The sequence below is a fragment of the Achromobacter sp. JUb104 genome (genome assembly GCF_024806975.1).
Classification (GTDB): domain Bacteria; phylum Pseudomonadota; class Gammaproteobacteria; order Burkholderiales; family Burkholderiaceae_B; genus Achromobacter; species Achromobacter spanius.
Map to the genome: position 1 here is coordinate 297,207 of NZ_JANUEY010000003.1, position 22,157 is coordinate 319,363.

Annotated in this window: 16 protein-coding genes and 1 other RNA gene; 9 read left to right on the forward strand and 8 right to left on the reverse strand. The window is 64.3% G+C overall.

Translation table 11 applies throughout. The annotated features are described in order from the left end of the window. Genes pheA through gyrA form a run of 3 tightly spaced genes read right to left on the reverse strand, consistent with a single transcriptional unit; the run spans window position 1 to window position 4,893 of the window. The gene (pheA, locus tag M2361_RS21900; protein ID WP_259251768.1) at window positions 1–1,086 is read right to left on the reverse strand and encodes a prephenate dehydratase; all 1,086 of its coding nucleotides are present in this window, start codon (window positions 1,084–1,086) and stop codon (window positions 1–3) included. Continuing rightward, window positions 1,079–2,209 (reverse strand): 3-phosphoserine/phosphohydroxythreonine transaminase, encoded by a 1,131-nt coding sequence (serC, locus tag M2361_RS21905; protein WP_259251769.1) that lies wholly within the window; start codon window positions 2,207–2,209, stop codon window positions 1,079–1,081. Before serC ends, pheA begins: the two co-directional genes overlap by 8 nt. Next, entirely contained in the window at window positions 2,209–4,893 is a 2,685-nt protein-coding gene (gyrA, locus tag M2361_RS21910; RefSeq protein WP_100857198.1) for a DNA gyrase subunit A, read from the reverse strand. Before gyrA ends, serC begins: the two co-directional genes overlap by 1 nt. Window positions 4,894–5,309: 416 nt before the next feature. Here gyrA and ompA point away from each other — a divergent pair, with 416 nt between their 5' ends. The 9 genes from ompA to M2361_RS21955 all read left to right on the forward strand — a co-directional run bounded on the left by ompA (window position 5,310) and on the right by M2361_RS21955 (window position 17,659). Further along, the gene (gene ompA / locus M2361_RS21915; protein WP_050447851.1) at window positions 5,310–5,891 is read left to right on the forward strand and encodes an outer membrane protein OmpA; all 582 of its coding nucleotides are present in this window, start codon (window positions 5,310–5,312) and stop codon (window positions 5,889–5,891) included. Between the two features lie 151 nt (window positions 5,892–6,042). Continuing rightward, entirely contained in the window at window positions 6,043–6,771 is a 729-nt protein-coding gene (gene ubiG, locus M2361_RS21920) for a bifunctional 2-polyprenyl-6-hydroxyphenol methylase/3-demethylubiquinol 3-O-methyltransferase UbiG (RefSeq protein WP_259251770.1), read from the forward strand. Beyond that, window positions 6,768–7,442 carry an HAD-IA family hydrolase gene (locus M2361_RS21925; RefSeq protein ID WP_259251771.1) on the forward strand — a complete coding sequence of 225 codons (675 nt, stop codon included), beginning with the start codon at window positions 6,768–6,770 and terminating at the stop codon, window positions 7,440–7,442. Before ubiG ends, M2361_RS21925 begins: the two co-directional genes overlap by 4 nt. 397 nt (window positions 7,443–7,839) lie before the next feature. Then, on the forward strand, window positions 7,840–9,018 hold the full coding sequence (locus tag M2361_RS21930; RefSeq protein ID WP_259251772.1) for an MFS transporter: 1,179 nt from the start codon (window positions 7,840–7,842) through the stop codon (window positions 9,016–9,018). A gap of 91 nt (window positions 9,019–9,109) precedes the next feature. Continuing rightward, window positions 9,110–9,499, forward strand: a transfer-messenger RNA (tmRNA) gene (gene ssrA, locus M2361_RS21935). A 217-nt stretch (window positions 9,500–9,716) separates the two neighbouring features. After that, window positions 9,717–10,877, forward strand: coding sequence for a non-hydrolyzing UDP-N-acetylglucosamine 2-epimerase (gene wecB, locus M2361_RS21940; RefSeq protein WP_310508924.1), 1,161 nt, complete (start codon window positions 9,717–9,719; stop codon window positions 10,875–10,877). A 38-nt stretch (window positions 10,878–10,915) separates the two neighbouring features. After that, window positions 10,916–13,129 carry a cellulose biosynthesis cyclic di-GMP-binding regulatory protein BcsB gene (locus M2361_RS21945; protein WP_259251774.1) on the forward strand — a complete coding sequence of 738 codons (2,214 nt, stop codon included), beginning with the start codon at window positions 10,916–10,918 and terminating at the stop codon, window positions 13,127–13,129. Window positions 13,130–13,148: 19 nt separating this feature from the next. Further along, the gene (locus M2361_RS21950; RefSeq protein ID WP_259251775.1) at window positions 13,149–14,843 is read left to right on the forward strand and encodes a glycosyl transferase family protein; all 1,695 of its coding nucleotides are present in this window, start codon (window positions 13,149–13,151) and stop codon (window positions 14,841–14,843) included. Then, window positions 14,840–17,659 carry an NfrA family protein gene (locus M2361_RS21955; RefSeq protein ID WP_259251776.1) on the forward strand — a complete coding sequence of 940 codons (2,820 nt, stop codon included), beginning with the start codon at window positions 14,840–14,842 and terminating at the stop codon, window positions 17,657–17,659. The genes M2361_RS21950 and M2361_RS21955 overlap by 4 nt, the downstream gene beginning before the upstream one ends. Window positions 17,660–17,717: 58 nt before the next feature. Here the strand turns inward: M2361_RS21955 and M2361_RS21960 are convergent, their stop codons facing one another. The 5 genes from M2361_RS21960 to M2361_RS21980 form a co-directional block, all read right to left on the reverse strand. Further along, on the reverse strand, window positions 17,718–18,668 hold the full coding sequence (locus M2361_RS21960; RefSeq protein WP_259251777.1) for a DUF4434 domain-containing protein: 951 nt from the start codon (window positions 18,666–18,668) through the stop codon (window positions 17,718–17,720). Window positions 18,669–18,727: 59 nt separating this feature from the next. Next, window positions 18,728–19,141 carry a YidB family protein gene (locus M2361_RS21965; RefSeq protein WP_259251779.1) on the reverse strand — a complete coding sequence of 138 codons (414 nt, stop codon included), beginning with the start codon at window positions 19,139–19,141 and terminating at the stop codon, window positions 18,728–18,730. A gap of 120 nt (window positions 19,142–19,261) precedes the next feature. Further along, window positions 19,262–20,443 carry a lytic murein transglycosylase gene (locus tag M2361_RS21970; protein WP_259252641.1) on the reverse strand — a complete coding sequence of 394 codons (1,182 nt, stop codon included), beginning with the start codon at window positions 20,441–20,443 and terminating at the stop codon, window positions 19,262–19,264. A 107-nt stretch (window positions 20,444–20,550) separates the two neighbouring features. Further along, on the reverse strand, window positions 20,551–21,264 hold the full coding sequence (locus M2361_RS21975; protein ID WP_259251781.1) for an MOSC domain-containing protein: 714 nt from the start codon (window positions 21,262–21,264) through the stop codon (window positions 20,551–20,553). Continuing rightward, a complete protein-coding gene (locus M2361_RS21980) occupies window positions 21,261–22,106 on the reverse strand; it encodes a ferritin-like domain-containing protein (RefSeq protein WP_259251782.1) in 846 nt (281 codons plus the stop codon). The genes M2361_RS21975 and M2361_RS21980 overlap by 4 nt, the downstream gene beginning before the upstream one ends. Window positions 22,107–22,157: the final 51 nt, after the last annotated feature.

Genomic DNA, 22,157 nt, shown 5'->3' on the forward strand with positions numbered 1-22,157 from the left:
TCACGGCGCCGGGTAGGAACCCAGCACCTTCAGGTAGGCAACCTGCGCCTGCAACGTGGCAAGGGCGCGCTCAACGTTCGGATCATTACGGTGACCCAGGACGTCTACGTAGAAATAGTATTCCCACTGGCCGGTGCGCGCGGGACGCGACTCAAAGCGCGTCATCGACACGCCGTTGGCCGCCAGCGGCGCCAGCATTTCGTACACGGCGCCCGCGCGGTTCGGCACGGCCAGGATCAGGCTCGTCTTGTCCTTGCCGCTGACCAGCGGCTGGATGTTGCCGATGGCCAGGAAGCGGGTGCGATTGTGCGGATCGTCCTGAATGCCGGACGCAATCACCTGAAGATTCCAGGCGGGCGCGGCCACTTCGCCGGCGATTGCGGCAATGGTCGGGTCCCCCGCCGCGGCGCGCGCCGCTTCGGAATTGCTGGACGCCGCGACGCGGTCCACATCAGGATAGTTGCGCGTCAGCCAGCCCTGGCACTGAGCCAGCGCCTGCGGATGCGCCGAGATGGTCTTGATGCCTTCCATGCCGCCCGATTGCGACATCAGGCAATGGCGGATCACCAGCGAGCGCTCGCCCAGAATTGTCAGCGGCGTGTTCAGCAGCAGGTCCAGGCTGCGGTTGACCGCGCCTTCGGTGGAATTTTCCACCGGCACCATGCCCACATCCGCCTGACCGGCCTCGACCGCGCGAAACACTTCGTCGAACGATACGCACGGCAACTTCTGCACGGCGTGGCCGAAATGTTCCAGCGCCGCCTGCTCGGAAAACGAGCCTTGCGGGCCAAGGTAGGCAACGGTCATGCCGCGCTCCAACCCACGGCAGGCCGAGATGATCTCGGTCCAGACCGAGGCCACGCCCGCATTCGGGAAGGGGCCGGGGTTGATCTGCTGCAAACGGCGGATGACCTCGGCTTCGCGCTCGGGGCGCAACACCGGGCCATCGGCCTGCGCGGCATGCTTGGCTTCGCCTACTTCCAGGGCGGCGCTCGCGCGCTGCGACAAAAGATCGAGGATTTGCGCGTCCAACGCATCAATGCGTTCGCGCAAGGGGCGCAGCTTGCGCTGCAGATCGTCATCCATAGCGGCGCTCGAATTCCTTCAGGTACTCGACCAGCGCCGACACCCCGGCAAGGGGCACGGCGTTGTAAATGGACGCGCGCATGCCGCCCACGCTCTTGTGCCCTTTCAACTGGGTCAAACCCGCCGCATCGGCGCCTTGCAGGAAGGCGTCGTTCAGCGATTCATCGCGCAGTACGAACGGCACGTTCATGCGCGAACGCACGGGCGCATGAATGGGATTGCGATAGAAATTGCTGCTGTCCAGGTAGCCGTACAGCAAGTCGGCCTTGGCCTTGTTGGCGGCTTCCATGCCCGCCACGCCGCCATTGGCCTTGACCCACTTGAACACCAGGCCCGCGACGTAAATCGCGAAGGTGGGCGGCGTGTTGTAGCGCGAATGTTCAGCGGCCACGTTGGCGTAATCGAACGCCGACGGGCAGATCGGCAAGGCGTGGCCGATCAGGTCGCGGCGGGCGATGACCATGGTCACGCCTGCCGGCCCGGCGTTTTTCTGCGCGCCGGCATACACCATGCCGCAGCGCGTCACGTCCATCGGACGCGACAGGAAATGCGACGACGCATCAACCACTAGCGGCACGTCCGGCGCGCCCAGCGCGGCGGTATCGGGCCAGTCCATGAACTCGACGCCGCCAATGGTTTCGTTGCTGCACAGGTGCAGGTAGGCCGATTCCTTGCGCACGTTCCAGGTGTCGACCGGCGGCACCCAGGTCAGCGGCGCCTGCTCGCGGCCATCCAGTTGGATGGCCTGTTCGCTGCTTGCCGCCACGTGGGTGCTGCCATAGCGGCCAGCTTCCTTGTACGAACGCTTGGACCAATGGCCCGTCACGACGAAGTCGGCGGCCGGCGTACCGCGGCGCCCCATGAGATTCATGGGAACGATGGCGTTTTCCCCGGAACCGCCGCCTTGCATGAACATGACTGCGTAATCGGCGGGCAAGCCCAAAAGATCGCGCAGGTCGGATTCCGCTTCGTCGCAGATCTGCACGAAGTGCTTGCCGCGATGAGACATTTCCATCACCGACATGCCACTGCCATGCCAATCCAGCATCTCAGCTGCTGCTTGCTGCAATACCACCTCGGGCAAGGCCGAGGGGCCTGCCGAGAAGTTCCAGGGGCGGGCCATTATTGCTCCGTAGGTTCCGTCGAATCCGTCGAGTCCGCTGCGCCGTTGCTGTCGTCGCCGCCTTCCGTCGCGCCGCCTTCAGCCTGGACGTCTTCGTCCAGTTCGCCGTCGTCGTCCGCATCGCTTTCCACAACACGACGCACGCCGGACAGCGTGCTGCCGTCATCAACGTTGATCAGCGTGACGCCTTGGGTCGCGCGGCCCATTTCGCGGATTTCCGCGACTCGGGTACGCACCAGAACGCCGCCGGTGGTGATCAGCATGATTTCGTCGGTCGGGTTGACCAGCACCGCGCCCACGACCTTGCCGTTACGCGAGGTGGTCTGGATGGCGATCATGCCCTTCGTGCCACGGCCATGGCGCGTGTATTCACCGATGGGCGTGCGCTTGCCGTAACCGTTTTCGGTGGCGGTCAGCACGGTCTGCGTTTCGTCACCGGCAACCAGCAGCGCGATGACGGTCTGCGTTTCTTCCAGCATCATGCCGCGCACGCCGCGGGCGTTTCGGCCCATCGGACGCACGTCGTTTTCGTCAAAGCGCACGGCCTTGCCGGAATCCGAGAACAGCATGACATCGTGCTTGCCGTCGGTAAGGTCGGCGCCGATCAGGTAGTCGCCATCGTCAAGGTCGACGGCGATGATGCCGGCCTTGCGCGGGTTGGAGAAGTCGGACAGCGGGGTCTTCTTGACCGTGCCGCGCGACGTCGCCATGAAGACGTAGTGATCTTCGCTGAATTCCTTGACCGGCAGCACCACGGTGATCTTCTCGCCGTCAGCCAGCGGGAACATGTTGACGATGGGTTTGCCACGCGAGTTGCGCGTGCCTTGCGGCACTTCCCAGACCTTGAGCCAGTACACGCGGCCACGGTTCGAGAAGCACAGCAGGTAGTCGTGCGTGTTGGCGATGAACAACTGGTCGATCCAGTCGTTTTCCTTCATCGCCGTGGCCTGCTTGCCGCGTCCGCCACGCTTTTGCGAGCGGTATTCGGACAGCGGCTGGCTCTTGATGTAGCCGCCGTGCGACAGGGTCACGACCATGTCGGTCGGCGTGATCAGGTCTTCAGTGTCGAGCTCGGTGGCGTTCAGTTCGATTTCCGAACGGCGCGAGTCCTTCGTGTTCGTGGAGAACTCGGCCTTGATGGCCTGGAGTTCGTCACTGATGATGGCCGTGATGCGCTCGGGGCGAGCCAGGATGTCGAGCAGGTCGGCAATGGTGGACATGATGTCCTTGTATTCGCCAACGATCTTGTCCTGCTCCAGCCCGGTCAGGCGTTGCAGGCGCATGTTCAGGATTTCCTGAGCCTGCGTATCGCTCAAGCGGTACATGCCGTCGGCCTGCAAGCCGAATTCGGTGCCCAGGTCGTCCGGACGGAAGGCAGCGCGGCCTCCCGGCGTATCACCGTCGGCGCGCGAAAGCATGTCGCGCACCAGCGACGAATCCCACGACTTCGCCATCAATTCCTGGCGCGCGACGGGAGGCGTCGGCGCGGCCTTGATGATGGTGATGAAATCATCGATGTTGGCCAGCGCAACGGCCAGGCCTTCCAGCACGTGGCCGCGTTCGCGGGCCTTGCGCAGTTGGAACACCGTGCGGCGCGTGACCACTTCGCGGCGATGCTGCAGGAAGTAATCGATCATCTGCTTCAGGTTGAGCAGGCGGGGCTGGCCATCGACCAACGCCACCAGGTTCATCCCGAAGGTGTCTTGCAACTGCGTATTCTTGTACAGGTTGTTCAGCACAACCTCTGGCACCTCACCGCGCTTGAGCTCGATGACCAGGCGCATGCCGTCCTTGTCGGACTCGTCGCGAATATCGGAGATACCTTCGATCTTCTTGTCGTTGACGAGCTCGGCAATGCGTTCCTGCAGCGTCTTCTTGTTGACCTGGTAGGGAATGGCGTCGATGACGATGGCTTGGCGGTTGCCCTTCTCCATGTCTTCGAAGTGCGTCTTGGCGCGCATGATGACGCGGCCACGACCCGTGCGATAGCCTTCGCGCACGCCGGACATGCCATAGATGATGCCGCCCGTGGGGAAGTCCGGCGCCGGGATGATCTCGATGAGTTCATCGACCGTGCAGGCCGGATTGCGCAGGCAGTACAGGCAGCCGTCGACCACTTCCTGGAGGTTGTGCGGCGGAATGTTGGTGGCCATGCCCACGGCAATACCCGAACTGCCGTTGACCAGCAGGTTGGGCAGGCGCGACGGCAACAGCAGCGGTTCTTGTTCGCTGCCGTCGTAGTTGGGGCCGAAGTCCACCGTTTCCTGGTCGATGTCGGCCAGCAATTCGTGGGCGATCTTCGCCAGGCGGATTTCGGTGTAACGCATCGCCGCGGCGTTGTCGCCGTCGATGGAGCCGAAGTTGCCCTGGCCATCGACAAGCATATAGCGCATGGAGAAATCCTGCGCCATGCGGACAATGGTGTCATAAACGGACTGGTCACCGTGGGGGTGGTACTTACCGATAACGTCCCCGACGATACGCGCTGACTTCTTGTAAGCGCGGTTCCAGTCGTTGTTAAGCTCATGCATCGCGTAGAGCACGCGCCGGTGGACGGGTTTGAGCCCGTCCCGCACATCCGGTAGCGCCCGCCCAACGATCACGCTCATCGCGTAATCGAGGTAACTGCGGCGCATCTCTTCTTCCAGCGAAACCGGAAGCGTCTCCTTGGCAAAGGAATCCATATATATAACGACAGAATCGTGTAAGGAGGAACCCGGGCCGGGTAAACAGGAAATTCTATCATTCGATTCCGTTCCCGTTTGCCGGGGTTGCCGCAGGAGCCCGCCAGGCGTTCGCCCCGCCCATCGCTCAAGCCGCCTCGTTGGCTGGCCGCCCGATGGCGCCCCACGGCCCTGTTGTCAAAAACCAACATGGAAAACCGAACGAGCGCCGAAAACGTCGTATCCAGCATTAATGCGGCTCTCCAGGGAAGCCAAAGGCCCCCAAATGCCTTAAGATTGTTTCCAGCACGCAGGAAACCCAGTAGCTAATACTTTGAACCAGCTCTTGGCGTTGCTATACTGGCCCCGTTTTCCTGATATGCGGCGGGGGTTCGCTGCGAGTCACTTATCCAGCTTCAAGCTCAACGAGGAGAAACATGAACAAACCCTCCAAATTCGCTCTGGCGCTCGCCTTCGCCGCCGTCACGGCCTCTGGTGTAGCTTCCGCGCAAACCGTGGACAACTGGCGCAACCCGTTCGGTGACGTTTGGAAAAACGGTACGAACGAACTGTGCTGGCGCGATGCTTTCTGGACCCCTGCCACCGGTATCCCCGGTTGCGACGGTGTCCCGGTTGCACAACAGAAGGCGAAGCCGGCCCCGATGGCGGCAAAGGTCGTGTTCAATGCTGACACGTTCTTCGACTTCGACAAGTCGACCCTGAAGCCCGAAGGCCGTCAATTGCTGGACCAAGTCGCCCAGCAAGCTCGCGGTATCGAGCTGGAAACCATCATTGCTGTTGGCCACACCGACTCGATCGGCACGGAAGCCTACAACCAGAAGCTGTCCGAGCGCCGCGCCGCTTCGGTCAAGACCTATCTGGTCAGCAAGGGCATCGACCCGAACCGTATCTACACGGAAGGCAAGGGTGAGCTGAACCCGATCGCTTCCAACAAGACGAAAGAGGGCCGTGCCCAAAACCGTCGCGTTGAAATCGAAATCGTGGGTAGCCGCAAGTAATTGCCGGACTAGCTACAATAAGGGGCCTCGCATAGCGAGGCCCTTTTTTTCGTCCGCTGCGCACCAATATGGTGCCCCGGCGCGTGGCCTGTCCGGCAGCGCACGGCGGGCCCCTCTATATATATAGCGTCGCCTTTCGCTGGACCTTCCCATGACCACGCAAATTCACGACTCCGACCGCCCTGCCGTCAATGCTGATCAGGCTGAACTCGACAAGTTCAGTGCCTTGGCCAGCCGTTGGTGGGATCCCGAAAGCGAGTTCAAGCCGCTGCACGCCATCAATCCGCTGCGGTTGGAATGGATTCAGGAATGCGCGGGCAGCCTTGCCGGCAAAAAGGTGCTGGATGTCGGCTGCGGCGGCGGCATCCTGTCTGAGGCGATGGCGCGCGGCGGCGCGGACGTAACCGGTATCGACCTGGCGGACAAATCTCTCAAGGTGGCTCGCCTGCATGGCCTGGAGTCGGGCGTGAAGGTGGAATACCGCAAAGTGCCCGTGGAAGAACTAGCTACCGAACAGCCCGGCCAGTACGACGTGGTCACTTGCATGGAAATGCTGGAACACGTGCCCGATCCGGCGTCCATCGTGCGTGCCTGCTCCACCCTGGTGAAACCGGGGGGCTGGGTGTTCTTTTCCACCCTGAACCGCAACGCCAAGGCTTTCCTGTTTGCCATCATTGGCGCGGAATACGTCCTGCGGCTGCTGCCGCGCGGCACCCACAGCTATGACCAGTTCATCAAGCCCAGCGAACTGTCCGCCGCGGCGCGGGCCGCCAGCCTGGAACCCGTGAGCATGCGCGGCATGGAATACAACCCGATTACGCAGATTTACTCGCTGTCGTCCGACACTTCGGTCAACTACCTGATGGCTACCCGCAAATGAGCGCCCTGATTCTGTTCGATTTCGACGGCACCCTGGCCGACACCGCCCCCGATCTGGCCGCCGCCGCCAATCAGCAGCGTACCCGCCGTGGTCTGGAACCCATGCCTTTCGAAGCCCTGCGCCCTGTCGCGTCGCAAGGCGCGCGCGGCCTGCTTCGCGTGGCCCTGGACCTGGCGCCGGGCGATCCGGACTATGAGCCGACGCGCTTGCAGTTCCTGGAAGACTACGCAGCCAACTCCACCGTGCACAGCAAGCTGTTCCCCGGCATTGAGGAATTGCTGGCGGATATCCGCCGGCGGGGCATGTCGTGGGGCATCGTCACCAATAAAGTCACTTACCTGACGCTGCCCATCGTCGAATTCCTGGACCTGACCCGCGACAGCGCCGTGCTTGTCTGCGGCGACACCACGGCCCATGCCAAGCCTCATCCGCTGCCGTTGCAGCATGCCGCGCGCGAAGCCGGTTTTTCCACCGATCGTTGCGTTTACGTGGGCGACGACCTGCGCGACATTCAGGCGGCACATGCCGCCGGCATGCCCGCCGTCGCGGCGGCCTACGGCTACGTGGGCGAAGACGACAACATCATCAGCTGGGAAGCGGAAACCTGCGCCAATACGCCTGAGGAACTTTGGTCGGCCATTCAGCCGTTGCTGCCCATCGACCTGCGCTAAAGGCGCCAGGCTTGGCGGACCACAACGGTCCGCCGGCCGGCTTGCAATGCATCACGCCGATTCGTCATACCGAGTCGTCGTACCGATTCGTCGTACCAACGGGTCGTTGCGCCTATTAGTTGTACCCGGCGAACAATATTTCCGGAATTGCACGCTTTATCCGGATTTCCAAGTCACTTAAAGTGTGACCCATGCAAGGCGGTCGGGCGCTTCCCGATTGCCGGTCCGGCAGACGCCGGTGTCGCGGAGCCTGCCTCCGCAACCACTCCCCTCCACGCCGACGGTTAACCACCCTCGTGCACCGTGCGCGGCCAATGCTTGCGCGCACCGACGACCTTTTCGCTGACAACGCCCTACCCCGCGCGACGCCTCTTGGCATCGCGCCAATGGAATGCCTATGCTTTTGCCCATCCTGCTACTTTCTGCCGCCGGTTTTACGATTCTGACCACCGAATTTCTTATTGTCGGGTTGTTGCCCGCCTTGGCCCGCGACTTGCAGGTCACCGTGTCCCAAGCCGGCCTGCTCGTTTCGCTGTTCGCCTTCACTGTTGCGGCAACCGGCCCCTTGCTGACCGCCTTGATGGCCAACATCGAACGCAAGCGCCTGTTCATCGGCGTGCTGGTGTTGTTCGGCGTTTCAAACGCGGTTGCCGCCATGGCGCCAAACATCTGGGTCATGGCCGTGGCCCGCTTTGTGCCCGCGTTGGCCTTGCCCGTGTTCTGGTCACTGGCCAGCGCTACCGCCGTCGAGCTGGTTGGACCGGCGCGCGCCGGCCGGGCGATTTCAATGGTCGCTTTCGGCATTGTGGCCGCCACCGTGTTTGGCATCCCGATCGGGGTGCTTATCTCGGACGCATTCGGCTGGAGAGCGGCGTTCTGGGTGCTGTCGGCCGTGGCGTTCGCCAAGGCGCTGTTGTTGTTCCTGGCGTTTCCCAGCACCCGAATCCGCGCTGACAGCGTCAAATTGGTCACGCAACTGCGCATCCTGCGCAATCCGATCGTACTGGGCCACGTGGTGCTGTCCCTGCTGGTGTTTACCGGCATGTTCACGGCCTACACCTATCTGGCGGACATGCTTGAGCGACTGGCGGGCTTCGACGGGCAGATCGTTGGCTGGACGATGATGGCGTTCGGGGCGGTGGGCTTGATTGGCAACACGCTGGGCGGCCGCATGGTGGACCGTAGCCCCCTGGGCGCCACCGCGCTGTTTTCATCATTGATGGCGGCCGGGCTGGTGTTTGTGGCGCCGGTGATGCAATCGCATGGCCTGTTGGCCGTGGCGCTGGGCCTGTGGGGCATCGCGCAGGCGGCGCTATTCATTGTTTGCCACGTGCGCTTGATGAAGGCCGCCCCCGAGGCGCCCGCCTTTGCGGCATCGCTGAATATATCGGGCGCCAACATCGGCATCGGGTTGGGCGCCGTGGTGGGCGGACACGTCATTGACCAGTACGGGCTGGCCTCGCTGGGTTGGGCCGCTGCCCTGATCGTGGCGATTTCAGTCGCCCTGGCGCTGGCGCTGATGGTCGCGTCGCGCACGCAGCCGTCGACCAAGACCGCTTGCGCGAATGCCACCTGAACCCCGCTTGTGTCCGCCGCGCCACGCCTGGGCGACGGCCGGTGGACAGTACAGCAGGCTATGACATTTACCAGTACAATAGAAAGTTCTTGGGGCCGATCCGGATTCGACGTGGGTCGCGAAACAACTCAGGGCATGCCGAGCACCAGTTCGCTCGTTAAACCACTGGAAACACTACAAACGCCAACGACGAGCGTTTCGCTCTCGCCGCTTAAGCGGTGAGCCGCTGCACTGATCTGTCCTTGGGTCAGGCGGAGGAAGGCAACTTCCTAGGGGGGTAACCCTCGAACCGCAGCAGCGACATTCACAAGGAATCGGTCTGCGCTGGGGTCACACGGCTCAGATTTAAATTACGTGAATCGCTTTGGTCCGGCCTGTCGGTTGGCTAAGTCCAAAGTTAAAACTAAATAAATCGACTACGCATGTAGAACTGATTGCAGAGGGCTTGCGGACGGGGGTTCAATTCCCCCCGGCTCCACCAAATTCCGCTTTATTGCAGAGTGCTTAGCAAATGGCCAACTCTTCGGGGTTGGCCATTTTTTTGCCTGTTCGCAACACATGCCGGCTACCGAAAGTAACAAATGGGGGTATATCCCCAAGGTTCACCGGGACCGAAATAATCCGTCACATATTACGAAAAATATCAAGACATAATCAACGCAAGAAAATGCCACCACGTTTGTGAGGTCATTCTTGTGATGAAAGTCCTATCCATCTTTGGGACCCGTCCCGAAGCGATCAAGATGGCGCCGCTTGTCACCGCCCTTTCCCAAGAGCCGGCGATTCAAAGCGTGGTGTGCGTCACCGGCCAACATCGCGAGATGCTGGATCAGGTGCTGGCGCTGTTTGGGCTGCGCGCGCAGCATGATCTGGACATCATGGTGCCGAACCAGACCTTGAATGGCCTGTACTCACGCCTCATTGCCCGCGTGGACCAGGTTCTGGAAGCCGAACAGCCCGACTGCGTGCTGGTGCATGGCGATACCAGCACCGCGTCGGCCTGCGCATTGGCGTCGTTTCACCGGCGCGTGCGGATCGGGCACGTCGAGGCCGGCTTGCGTACCGGCAACCTGGCAATGCCCTTCCCCGAAGAAATGAACCGGCGTGTGGTCGACGCGATCGGTGACTGGTTGTTCGCGCCCACCGCGCAATCGCGCGGCAATCTGTCGCGCGAGAATTTGGCGGGGCGGATCACCGTCACCGGCAATACCGTGATCGACGCCCTGGCGATGACGTGCGCCAAGCTGGATCCCTCGGGGCCGCTTGCACAGCAGTTGGAGGCCCGTTACGGCTGGCTGGATCCGACGCGGCGGCTGCTGCTGGTGACGGGCCATCGGCGCGAGAGCTTTGGCGGCGGGTTCAAGAACATCTGCGCCGCGCTGGCGGAACTGGCGCGCCGCGAAGATTTGCAGATCGTCTACCCCGTGCATTTGAATCCGCAGGTGCGCAATGTCGTGATGACGAACCTGGCCGGACTGTCGCATGTGCACCTGATTGATCCCCTGGATTACCTGGATTTCGTCTGGTTCATGCAACGCGCGCACCTCATCCTTACTGATTCGGGCGGCGTGCAGGAAGAAGCTCCTTACCTGGGCAAGCCGGTTCTGGTCATGCGCGACGTGACCGAGCGCCCCGAGGCGGTTGAAGCCGGCACCGTGGCGCTGGTCGGCACGGATGCCCGGCGCATTGTGACCGAAGTGAATCGCCTGCTGGACGACCCCGACCTGCATGCGTCGTTTTCAAGACGCATCAACCCCTACGGCGACGGCCGCGCCAGCCAACGCATCGTGGATGCGCTATGCGGCCGCGCCGTCTCTGAATTTGATCCCCACGGGACCACCATCACCCCATCCGCCTGATGCATCCCCCCGCGACGCATTCCTGCCCCGGAGTCCGCATGCACCACCCCGCACCGAACTTTCCTGTTGCCCGAACCCTACGCCGCGCACTGATGGCGGCGGGACTACTGCTTCCCTTGGCTACGCTGGCCAGCCCGGCCGGCGACGCGCTGCGGCGTTTGCAAAACGACGACTGGGTAACGCGCAACATCACGCTGCAAGACCTGGGCATTACCGAGCCGGTTGTCCTGACCAACAGCGATGCGCACCACGAGTTCTTTTTGCCCGTGCCGCGCGGCGTACCGATCCTGGACGCCACCCTGGGTTTCGACGCCAAATACACCAAAGGCGAATCGGGCCGGACCAACATGGTGCTGTGGCTGGACGGCATCCCGCAAACCGCTCAACGCATCGCCGATGGCGACGGGACGGTGGCGCGCAATCTGACGGTCGAGCAGCGCAACCGCCAGACCGGCTTCCTGCGCCTGGGAGTGGACTGGCAGTCGGAGATCGCGCTGCGCCACTGCGAAAGCAACCGCGCCACTGCCAACGCGCTGACCATTTCGCCGCAGACCCGGTTGAGCTACCGCTACGACGCTTCGGCCCTCAAGAACCTGGATGACGCCTGGGGCACCCTGCCCGGCAAGCCCGTGCTGATGGTGGCAAGCCCTAAGCTCGACCAGCAGGCTTTCGATAGTGCCTGGCGCCTTGGCGTGGCGCTGGAGCGCACGGGCAAGCGGGTCTCGGTCCGGGCGTTTCCGTCGGTGGGCGACGAAATCGACACGCGCGGGCTGCAAGTACCGGCGGGTCTGGAACGGGTCGCCGCCTTTGCCGCCATCGCAGGCAAGGAAAATCACAAGCTGGCCAGCCCGGCGGAACTGGGCGCCTTGCTGGTGCTGGGCGCCCCCGCCGTCAGCGCGGACGTCGCCATTGTCGATGCCGCACTTCGCACCCGCTACAACGAAGCGCTGGATGCGCTGCAAGCGCAACTGGCCTCGGACAGCGACGCGGCCGACGCCTTCAAGACGTGGCGCCAGGCGCGCATGCCGCTGGCCGGCGCCGACCTGCCCGCCAAGGACATCCGGCTGCTGCCGCTGGGCCGACAAGCCGTGATCGCGGTGGCCGCCGATGCGGGCGCGCAAGCCGCCGGCGCTTTCGACAGCGCATGGCGGCGCATCTTGGTGACCCGCCAGGTCAACGTCAAGGCCGCGACGCCGCCGCTAAGCGCGGATGGGGCATTGCGCCTGACGTCGTTGGGCGGATCCGCCGACAGCTTCGATGTTGCGTCGCGTGGCGACTGGACCACCACGTTCCCGCTGTCGGCAGTGTCCTCGGGCGGCCTCATGCCCGACGAATTGGTGATGGACCTGGCCGCCGCGCCCGGCGCCTCATCCACGCGACCGGTGGCCTCCGTCTTCTGGAACGGCATCCTGCTGACGGCCAAGCAGATGGACGCGGATGGCAAGCCCGAACGCCTCAGGGCGCGCGTTCCGGGCTATGCCCTGGGCGTCAACAATGCCGTGCGCGTCACGTTCCAGCGGCAGCCGGTCTCGGTGGATTGCAATGAGATCCCGCAGGGCTACCCCGTCAACGTCCTGCCGACCAGCTATGTGAAGCCGGGCAAGGCGCAGCCGGACGGCAGCTTTGTCGGGCTGCTGCCCTTGATGGCGGGCAACCCGCAACTGATCATTCCCGACACCTATCTGGCCGACGCGCCCGACAACATCAAGCGCGTGATTGGCATTGCCTCGGCAAGCGGCGTATCGCCGACGCGCGCGGAATTGTCGGTGGCGCCGGCAGGCCAGGCGGTCAAGCCCGGCCGACCTTTCCTGGCGATGGAAGTGGCGGTGGATGGCGCCGAACCCATCGTCAAGGTCACGGATCGCAAGCAGTTGACGGTAGCGGGCAAGACCGCGACGTGGCTCGACATCTCCGGGCTGGAAAACCTGAGCACGGCGGAAGTCGTGCGCGGCAATGGCCAGGATGGGCTGCTGTGGCACACGCTGGGCCAACACCCGGGCAAGTTGGACGCGCCTTTCGTGCTGAACCGGGGCAATGTCGCCGTCATCGGCGCCACGGGGCCGATTGCCTGGATAGACAGCGCCAACCCCGACGCCAGCCACCCACCGGGCGCGGGCGAAAGCGCCTTCTTCGAGTGGCGCCGCTACGTCTCCTGGAGCGTGCCGGCCATCAGCGTCGCGTTGCTGGTCCTGATCCTGGTCCTGATCCTTGCCCGGCGGGTGAATCGCAGGAAGACCAGGGACACCAAGTAAGCCGGCCAGGTCTGCCCCCATGTCTTCCCTTTACTGGCCCTACTTCATCGCGGACTATTACCGCGGGCTGGAAGTGGTGACCGCCATCGTCGGCGTCATCATCCTGCTCTCCAGCCTGGACGATCTGTTCATCGACGCCTGGTACTGGTTGCGCGAGATGCGGCGTTCGCTGACGGTCAAGCGTCGCTATACGGCCTTGTCCGCCGAAGAACTGCGCGCCAAACCGGAACAACCGCTGGCGATCATGGTGCCCGCCTGGCTTGAGTACGACGTGATCTCGTCGATGCTTGAGACCATGGTGTCGACGCTGGAATACAAGAACTACATGATCTTCGCCGGCACCTACCAGAACGATCAGCGCACGATCGACGAAGTGGAAAGGATGCGGCGCCGATACCGCAAGTTGATCCGTGTGGAAGTGCCGCATGACGGGCCGACCTGCAAGGCAGACTGCCTGAACTGGATTGTGCAGGCCATCTTTGCGCAGAACGCGAAGCAGCCCGAGCCGTTTGCGGGCGTCATCCTGCACGACAGTGAAGACGTGCTGCACCCGCTGGAACTGAAGTACTACAACTATCTGTTGCCGCGCATCGACTTCATCCAACTGCCCGTCACGTCGCTGGAACGCCATTGGCATGAGCTGGTCGCCGGCACCTACATGGACGAGTTCGCCGAATGGCACACCAAAGATCTGGTGGTGCGCGAAAGCTTGTCGAAGATGGTGCCGTCGGCGGGCGTGGGCACCTGCTTTTCGCGCCGTGCGCTGGAAGAACTGGCGGCGGAAACCAACAACCAGCCTTTCAACACCGACACACTGACCGAGGACTACGACATCGGCGCGCGGCTGGCGCAACGCGGCATGAAGCAGATTTTCGGGAAGTTCCAGGTGGAATACGTGACGCGCCGGCGCGCCTGGTTCGGCCTGGGCCGCGAAAAGGTCTCCAGCATTCGCATGCCGCTGGGTGTGCGCGAATACTTTCCCAACACCTTCCGTACCGCGTACCGACAGAAGGCGCGTTGGACGCTGGGCATCGGCCTGCAAGGCTGGCAGCAAGTGGGCTGGACGGGATCACTCGCCAACCGGTATCTGCTGTTCCGCGACCGCAAGGGCCTGGTCACGTCGTTCATCGCGATTCTTGCCTACGTGCTGCTGGCTAACTTTTTCCTGTTTTTCCTGGCGGATAAATTCGGCTGGTGGACGGTGTACTACCCGTCGTACTTCCGGCCCGGCGGCTGGTTGGTGACGCTGATGTGGCTCAATGCCTTCGCCCTGCTGCTGCGCGTGGTGCAGCGGGCGTACTTCGTGGGCCACATGTATGGCTGGGAACACGCAGTGCTGTCGATACCCCGCATGATCGTGGGCAACTTCATCAACGCCATGGCGGCGGCGCGCGCCTGGCGCCTGTTCATCGTGCATCTGATCACCGGCAAACGCCTGGCTTGGGACAAGACCATGCACGACTTCCCCAGCACAGACCAGTTGTCGCAGCAACGCAAGCGGCTGGGCGAACTGCTGCTGTCGTGGCAGGCCATCGACCAGGACACGCTGGCGCGCGCGCTTGAGATCCAGGCGCGTGACAAGAAGCCCTTGGGCCAGATTCTGACCGAACAAGGCTGGCTGGACGAGGGCACGCTGAACGAAGCCATCGACTTCCAACAATCGGGCCAGGTGGCGCCGCCACCACACGCCGACGACAAACCCGCGACGACATGATCCCGCTGACCCGCTCGCTCATTCTGTCCGCCGCGCTGGCATGCGTATGGACCGCCTCGCCCGCCACGGCACAGACGGCGGCGAAGACGGAAGCCCCGCTGGAAGGCGCGGCGTACCGCTTCGCCGAAGAGGCCTACAAGAATTTTGACGCGGGCAAGTACGAACTGGCCGCGCAGCAGGCGGAGTCGGCCATCGTGTTGCGGCCCGACGTGGAACGGCTGCACCTGCTGCTGATCTACGCGCTGCAAAAGCAGGGAAAGTTGAAAGAGGCGGAACAGGCCGCCGCCAACGCCGTCAAGGAAGGGGTGGATACGCCCGCGTTGCGGCAGGCCCGCGCCAACCTGCGCCCCGCTCCCGGTCCGGCCGTTACGCCGGCGATGCCCACGGCCACAGCCACCCGACCCGCCGCCACAGCCGCCACCACAGCCACCACAGCCGCCACCACATCCACCGCAACGCCGTCCCCACCTGCTCCTCGACCCGCCTCTGCCTACAGCCGCGCTTACCCCATCGCCACCCGCGCCTACGCCGACTACAAGCGCGGCGACTATGCCGCCGCCGCGCGCGGCGCCGAGCAGGCCTTTCGCATGGATCCCAAGCAAGGCGCCTGGGCCATGCTGTGGCTGGACGCGCTGGAAGCCCAGAATCAGTACGCACAGGCCGAAGCCGCCGCCGACAAGGCGATTGCGCTAGGCGCCCCCAACAAGAAAGACCTGGCCGCCCGCCGCCAGACGATGAATGCGCGCATGGCCGCCAAGCAGGCCGAAGCGGCCTACCAGGCGCTAAGCGCCAACCGCCCAGACGACGCCGTGCCGCTGGCGCGCCAAGCGGTGTCGCTGGCGCCCGACTCCGCCAGCCACCGCTTGCTGTTGATCAACGCCCTGATGCTGGACGACCAATTGGCCGCCGCCGAAGCGGCCGCCACCGATGCCATCACGCAAAATAACGGCAACACCACGGCGCTTGTCATGCGCGGCTATCTGCGCCAGCGCCAGGGCAAGACCGACCTGGCGAATGCAGACTTTGACGCCGCGCTCAAGCAAGACCCACAAGACGATGCGCAACGCCGCAACGTCCGCCTGCTTGCCGCCGATGCGGCGTTGGCGGCCGGCGAAAATGCGCGCGCGTTGGCCTTGCTAGAACCCTTGGGCCAACAGGACGACGCGGCCAATGCACGGATAAAACGCGCGCGCTCCCGCCCCGCCGTGCCCGCCACATTGACGCTAGGCAATTACCCCGCGCCTGTGCAGGACTGCCGCGACACGCCTGCCGGCACTGTTTGCCAACTGCTGCCGTCCGACACCGCCGGCAATGGCGGCCCTGCCGCGCTGGCCTATGCCGCCTACGCGCGGGAAGATTACGCCGAAGCCATCGCCCAAGCCCGCAAGGCAGTGGCACAAGACCCCAACAACCAGGACTACCAGCGCCTGTTGACGACCACGCTGGCGGCCGGCAAGGGCGCCGAATTGGTCGAGGCAGAGCAGCGCATGAGCCACGCGCTGGCGGCCCAGCCCGACGACCCCACGCTGCTGATGCAGCGGGGCTATCTGTACCAGCGCATGAGGCAACCCGCGCTTGCGCTGCGGGATTTCGAAGCCGCGCGCGCCACCGGCAAAGCGCCGCCCACCGTGATTCTGGACGAAGGCTACGCGCGGGCTGGCGCCGGCGACAAGCGCGGCGCGGTCAACAACTTGAAGCAGGCCATCGACGAGGCCGATGCGGGCAAGCTGGCCTTGACGCCGCAACAGCGCTTTGACACCCGCAGCGGCATCGGCGAACTATCGCGTGAATGGGGCGGCTACGTTTCCGCCGGCTATCGTGGCGCGCGGCCGGCATCGTCGGGCTTGGGTGGCGCGGCCATTACCGTGCCGGGCGACGCCATCTTCAGCACGGCCGAGATCTTCTGGCGTCCAGCGGATTTCATGAACTCCGCCACGCAAACCTTCGAACTGTACGGGCGCGTTTCCAACACGCTTTATGACAACGGCGGCACCACCACGGGCCAGACCGTGGCCGACCCTTGCGGGGGCAGCATCGACGTCGCCGAAACCCGCAACGAAGGCATCGCCGGCTTTCCCACCACGATCGGATCCCTGGGCATGCGCTTCACGCCATCCACCGAAGTAGGGCTGACGTTCGGCATCGAACGCCAGTTCAACCTGGGCACCGCCACCCGACGCGGCACATTCAGTCCGGCACCCGCCGCATTGCGCTGCGCCTTGAACCAGACGAATCAATCACCGCACTACGAAACCACCGCCGACAACGGCGCCTGGCTGGCCTACGTCACCTACGGCCTGTACGAAGGCACGACGCTGCGCATCGACCGGCCCGATTGGTTCACGATGGAAGGCTATCTGCAGGCCGGTTATTCCTGGCAGGACATGCCGGCGAAATTCTGGTTGCGCGACAACGTTACGGGCGAAGACAGCGACAAGATCTCGGGCCGCATGAAGCGCGACCAGGCGTTCGGCGCCGGCGAAGTGCGCGTGGGCCGCAGCTATCGCCTGGACGCCATCAGCGACCGGCTGGTGCTCTTTCCCTATGCGGTAGTGGGCGCCGACTGGCTGTGGAACAAGAACCGCGCATCTTTCTCCTCCCAGGGCGAGTCGTTTAGCGTAGATCAGCTAGGCAATGGCTCGTCGTGGTCGCTGGGCGCCGGGCCCGGCGTCAACGTACGTTACTGGTTCCGCGAAGACCACTACAACGCGCCACGGTCGTATCTGGACCTGACCACGCAGTACCGCTTCAACATCGGCGGCGGCTCGGCCGACCGGGCGCGCGGCCTGTTCATCAACCTGACCCTGTCGTACTGAAGGCTTTACTGAAGGCTGTACTGACCTCGCACGGGCGCCACCGCCCTGCCCCCAGGCATCAAACGCGCGCCGCTAACCAAGCCTGCATCAGTGCCCGCGCCTCGGGTGTGTTGTCGATCACCCAAGGGTCGATCGCAAACGCCACCACCCGCTTGGCGCCATAGCCGCGCGCCACTTCCCATTGCTGTTTGACGCGATCGAAATCCGCCGAGCGTGCCTTGAAGGAGGACCCGTCCGTACTGCCCGAAGGCAGCTCCTCGAACAGTTCCAGGATCAAGTCGAACGAGGCGCGCCGTGCGAGCAGCATGTCGTGCAAGGGGGCAAGCGACTGGTAGTTGGCCAAGCCGGCCACGCCCACGCCGTCCTGGATCATGGGGTGGATACGTACCCGGTCCAGAATGTTGCTCCACAGCTTCGTCAACGAGCCTTCGCCGGGCAAGCGGGAATAGTAGGTGGATATGCAGGGCACGCCCGGGCTGGTGGCCTGCGCCGTGCGAGAGAAGGCATCCAGCCAGGGCAGCAACAGCGCCTGCCGTTCGGCGGATGCCCAGTTGTATTGCTCAAGCTCGTAAGGCACATACCAACCGCGAAAAGCTCTGCGCTTGGGCCAGGGCGCGGCCTGCATATAGGTCACGCCGCGTGCCCGCGTCTGTTCCAGATAGGCAGTCAGCGCCGCTTGATCCGGCTTGGCCAGCACGTCCCACCAGCGCTGGTCGTAGGGCAGACCCACATGCACGCCCAGGCCCTGGTGCTCGGCCTCGTCAAAGATCATGCGCAGGACGGCGTCGGACGCCATCCAATCGTCGGGCCGGCCACCTTCCAGGCCCACCCATTGCAGGAAGATCTCGCGGCATCCCAAACGGCGGTAGGCCGACAAACGCACACGCCAGTCGTCGGGGCTCAAGTCCAGATGGCTGCGCCACAATTGCAGGAAGGTGGCGTTCAAGGACAGGGGCGGCGCGCAGGCGACCAAAGGCGCCAATGCACCAAGCGCCAGCGCCTGAAACATGCGCCGACGCGAGGGGGATGAAAGCAGACGGTACGTCAGGGGAAAGCCCCGTGCCGCCCTTAGCCGCGGTTGCCGAACATGCCGGACAGCGACGCCAGCAGATCGGTCGGGTTGAACTGTTGGCCGGGCTGCACCTCGCCTTCCGGCGTGGCCTTGTCCACCAATTGCGGCAGCAGCGAAGACAGCGACGCCAGCACAGAATCGGTGTCCTGCCCCGTCTTGGCGGACAGCTCGTTGACAACACCGGGGTCCAACACGGAACCCAACTGGTCGGCGCTGACGGGCATGTTCTGGCCCGGGCCTACCCACGACGCCATCACTTCGCTCAAGCCGCCTTTCTGGAAGCTGGCGATCAGGCCGCTGAGGCCGCCCGGGTATTTATTCAATTGCTCGATCAGCGCCGGCAGCAACGTCGCCGAGCCTCCTTGCTGACCGCCGCCGGCCATAGAGGCCAAGGTATCCAACAGGCTCATCGCAGTGCTCCTGAAAATTGGGAAAACCAGTATAGGGCCCCGGCTGGCGGCGCGCATGTCAGGGTGGTTACCTGGCGCGGGATCTTTGCAAAACTTGTAAATCTGGCGGGTCTGGACCGGTCAGCGCGGCGTGGCCGAAGCGGGGGCCGAAGCCGAGGCCCGCAGCGCCTGTAGCGCCTTCTGCCCCGCCCTTCCGTCCGCGGGCAAGCCCAGCTCGCGCTGCGCGGCCTGCAAGGCCTGGCGCGTGCGGGCGCCGACCATGCCATCGGGTTCACCCAGCTCATAGCCTTTGGCGATCAAGAGGCGTTGCAATTCGCGCCGTTCCGCTCGTGACAGGCCCGGGTCGTCCGTCGGCCAAGGCTGGACCAACGGCCCACCGCCGCGCAGCCGGTCAGACAGATGGGCGATGGCCAGTGCGTAGCTTTCGGCGGCGTTGTAGGAATACAGCGCGTCGAAATTGCGCGTGACCAAAAACGCCGGGCCTTTCCTGCCCGCCGGCAGCAACAGGCCGGCCGGCGTCTCGCCCCCGGGCAAGGCCTGTCCGTCCACGCGCGTCACGCCCTGCTTGGCCCACGCCGACATCGGACGTTTGTTCTTGCGCCCCGCGCCCGCCGTATCCAGCCCGGAAGGAAGGCGCACCTCATAACCCCAGGCCAGTTGCGGATTCCAGCCCGCGCGCTTCAGGAAGTTGGCGGTGGACGCCAGCGCATCGGGCACGCTATCGACCAGGTCGCGGCGGCCATCGCCATCGAAATCAACCGCCAGCCGCAGATAGGTGGACGGCATGAACTGCGTTTGGCCGAAGGCGCCCGCCCAGGACCCCACCAGCCGTTCCGGTGCGATGTGCTCGTCCTGGATGATTTTCAAGGTGGCGAAGAATTCGCCCCGGAAATACCCTTGCCTGCGGCCAAAGCACGACAGCGTGGACAAGGACGTCAACAAGGGCCGGCCACCCAGCGTGCGGCCGAAATTGCTTTCCACGCCCCACACTGCCGCAATGGTGGCCGGGTCGACGTTGTAGCGCGATGCCGCGCGCGCCAGCTCCGCTTGCCAACGTGCCATGCCCGCCTGGCCGTCCGCCACCCGCTCGTCGTCCACCAGGCCCGCCATGTAGTCCCAGATGGGCGTCTTGAATTCGGGCTGCGCATCCAGCAGATCAATGACCGCCATGTCGGGCGACAGCCCGGCCGTGTGCGTATCGAAGGTGGTCGTGGACACGCCCGCTTTCTGCGCCGGGCCGCGCAATTGCGACAGGCAGGCGGCGTAGGCGTCGGCAGCCTGTGCCGCCGCCGACCATGCCATCGCGGCGCTGCACAGCGCCAGGGCCAGGAACTGCTTTCCCGCGCGATAGGGTTGCTTCATGCCTGGGGGGTTCATGCCTGAGTGCTTCATGCGGGGATGCTTCATGTTCAACGTTCCTTGGGTGCTGAAAGCGCGGTGTCGCCTTCCAGTCGTCGGGTCCAATCTTCCACCTGCCCCGCCTGCGCGCGCTTCTCGAACAGCGCGCGCCAATTCGGCGACAGCTCGGGCATCGTTGCCAGGGCGTGCAGCACGTCCGCATCCAGCACGCGTCGGTTCAGGATGTCTTGCACGCGGGACAACGGCCATTGCGGCCGAGGCCGTTCGCGCAGCGCCAGCGTATCGCCCACGCACAGCCAGCCTTCTTCCAGCACCCGGTAGTACCAGCCGGTCATGCCGCTTGCTTGCACGCGCGCCGCCATGCCACGTTGGCCGAATCGGTGGTCCAGCTTCCAGCACGGCTGGCGTGCCTGCGACACCTGGATCAACGCCGTGCCGACGCCATAGACGTCGCCCACGCAGACATCCGCTTCGGTCAGCCCGGTGGTTGAAATGTTCTCGCCGAACGCGCCCGGGGCATCCAGCACGACACGTGCACCCAGCTCGGCGCGCCAGGTCGAATAGTGGTCGCGGGCGTAATGGTGCAGCGCTTTTTCCGGGCCGCCATGAAAGCGGCGGTCGGCTTGTTCGTCGCCGCGCAGGCCTTCGGCGCCTAGCCACAGGCGCTCGGCCACGGGGCGCTTGTCGATACCGCTATCGCGGCCGGAATCACCCAGCGGGCGCACCGTGCCCGTCAGCAGCGCATCAATGGTGATGGGTGTCATCGGGTATTCAGTTCCGGTTGATCCGCCTGCAACGCGGCGAGTTCGGCGTCGTCGAACCCGGCGGCGCGGCGCGCTTCCAGGTTGAATGGGCCGCGCAGCCGGGGCGCGCCATAGCGTTGCGCCAGTTCGGCGTAACAGGCCACGGGCTCCTTGCCCGCTTGCGCGCACAGCAGCTTGAACCAATGGTTGCCGATGGCGACATGACCGATTTCGTCGCGCAGGATGATGTCGACGATGGCCGCGCTTTCCGCGTCGCCCGCCCCCGCTAATTTATTGCGGATCATGGGCGAAGCATCCAGCCCGCGCGCCTCCAGCGTGCGCGGCACCAGCGCCAGGCGCGCCAGCAGGTCGCCGCTGGTGCGCTCGGCCATGTCCCACAAACCGTTGTGCGCGGGGAAGTCGCCATAGGCATGGTCCAGCGTCGCCAGCCGCTGGCGCAGCAGGTCGAAGTGGTAGGCCTCTTCGCGCGCAACACGCAGCCAGTCGCGATAGAAGGTGTCAGGCATGCCGGCAAACCGCCACAGAATGTCCAGCGCCAGATTGACCGCGTTGAACTCAATGTGGGCCAGCGCGTGCAGCAGTGCCGCGCGGCCCTCGACCGTGGCCATGGAACGATGCTTGACCTGGGCGGGCGCCACCAGTTCCGGGCGTTGCGGCCGGCCGGGCAAGCCGGTGGGCGCCACGAATTCCCGCTGGCAGTCCAGCACGGCGGTATCCGAGATACCTCGCACGGCCGCCATTTTCTCTGGCCATTCGCGCGCGGCCAGCGCCGCCAGTGCCTGCCCGCGCAAGCAGTCGTCGACGTGCCCGCGCGGCGCGGCGGGCATTGTGTTGCTGTCCATGGTGTTTTCAATCCCAGGTGGCGCATGCCACCGCAAACCCTGAAAAAGCCC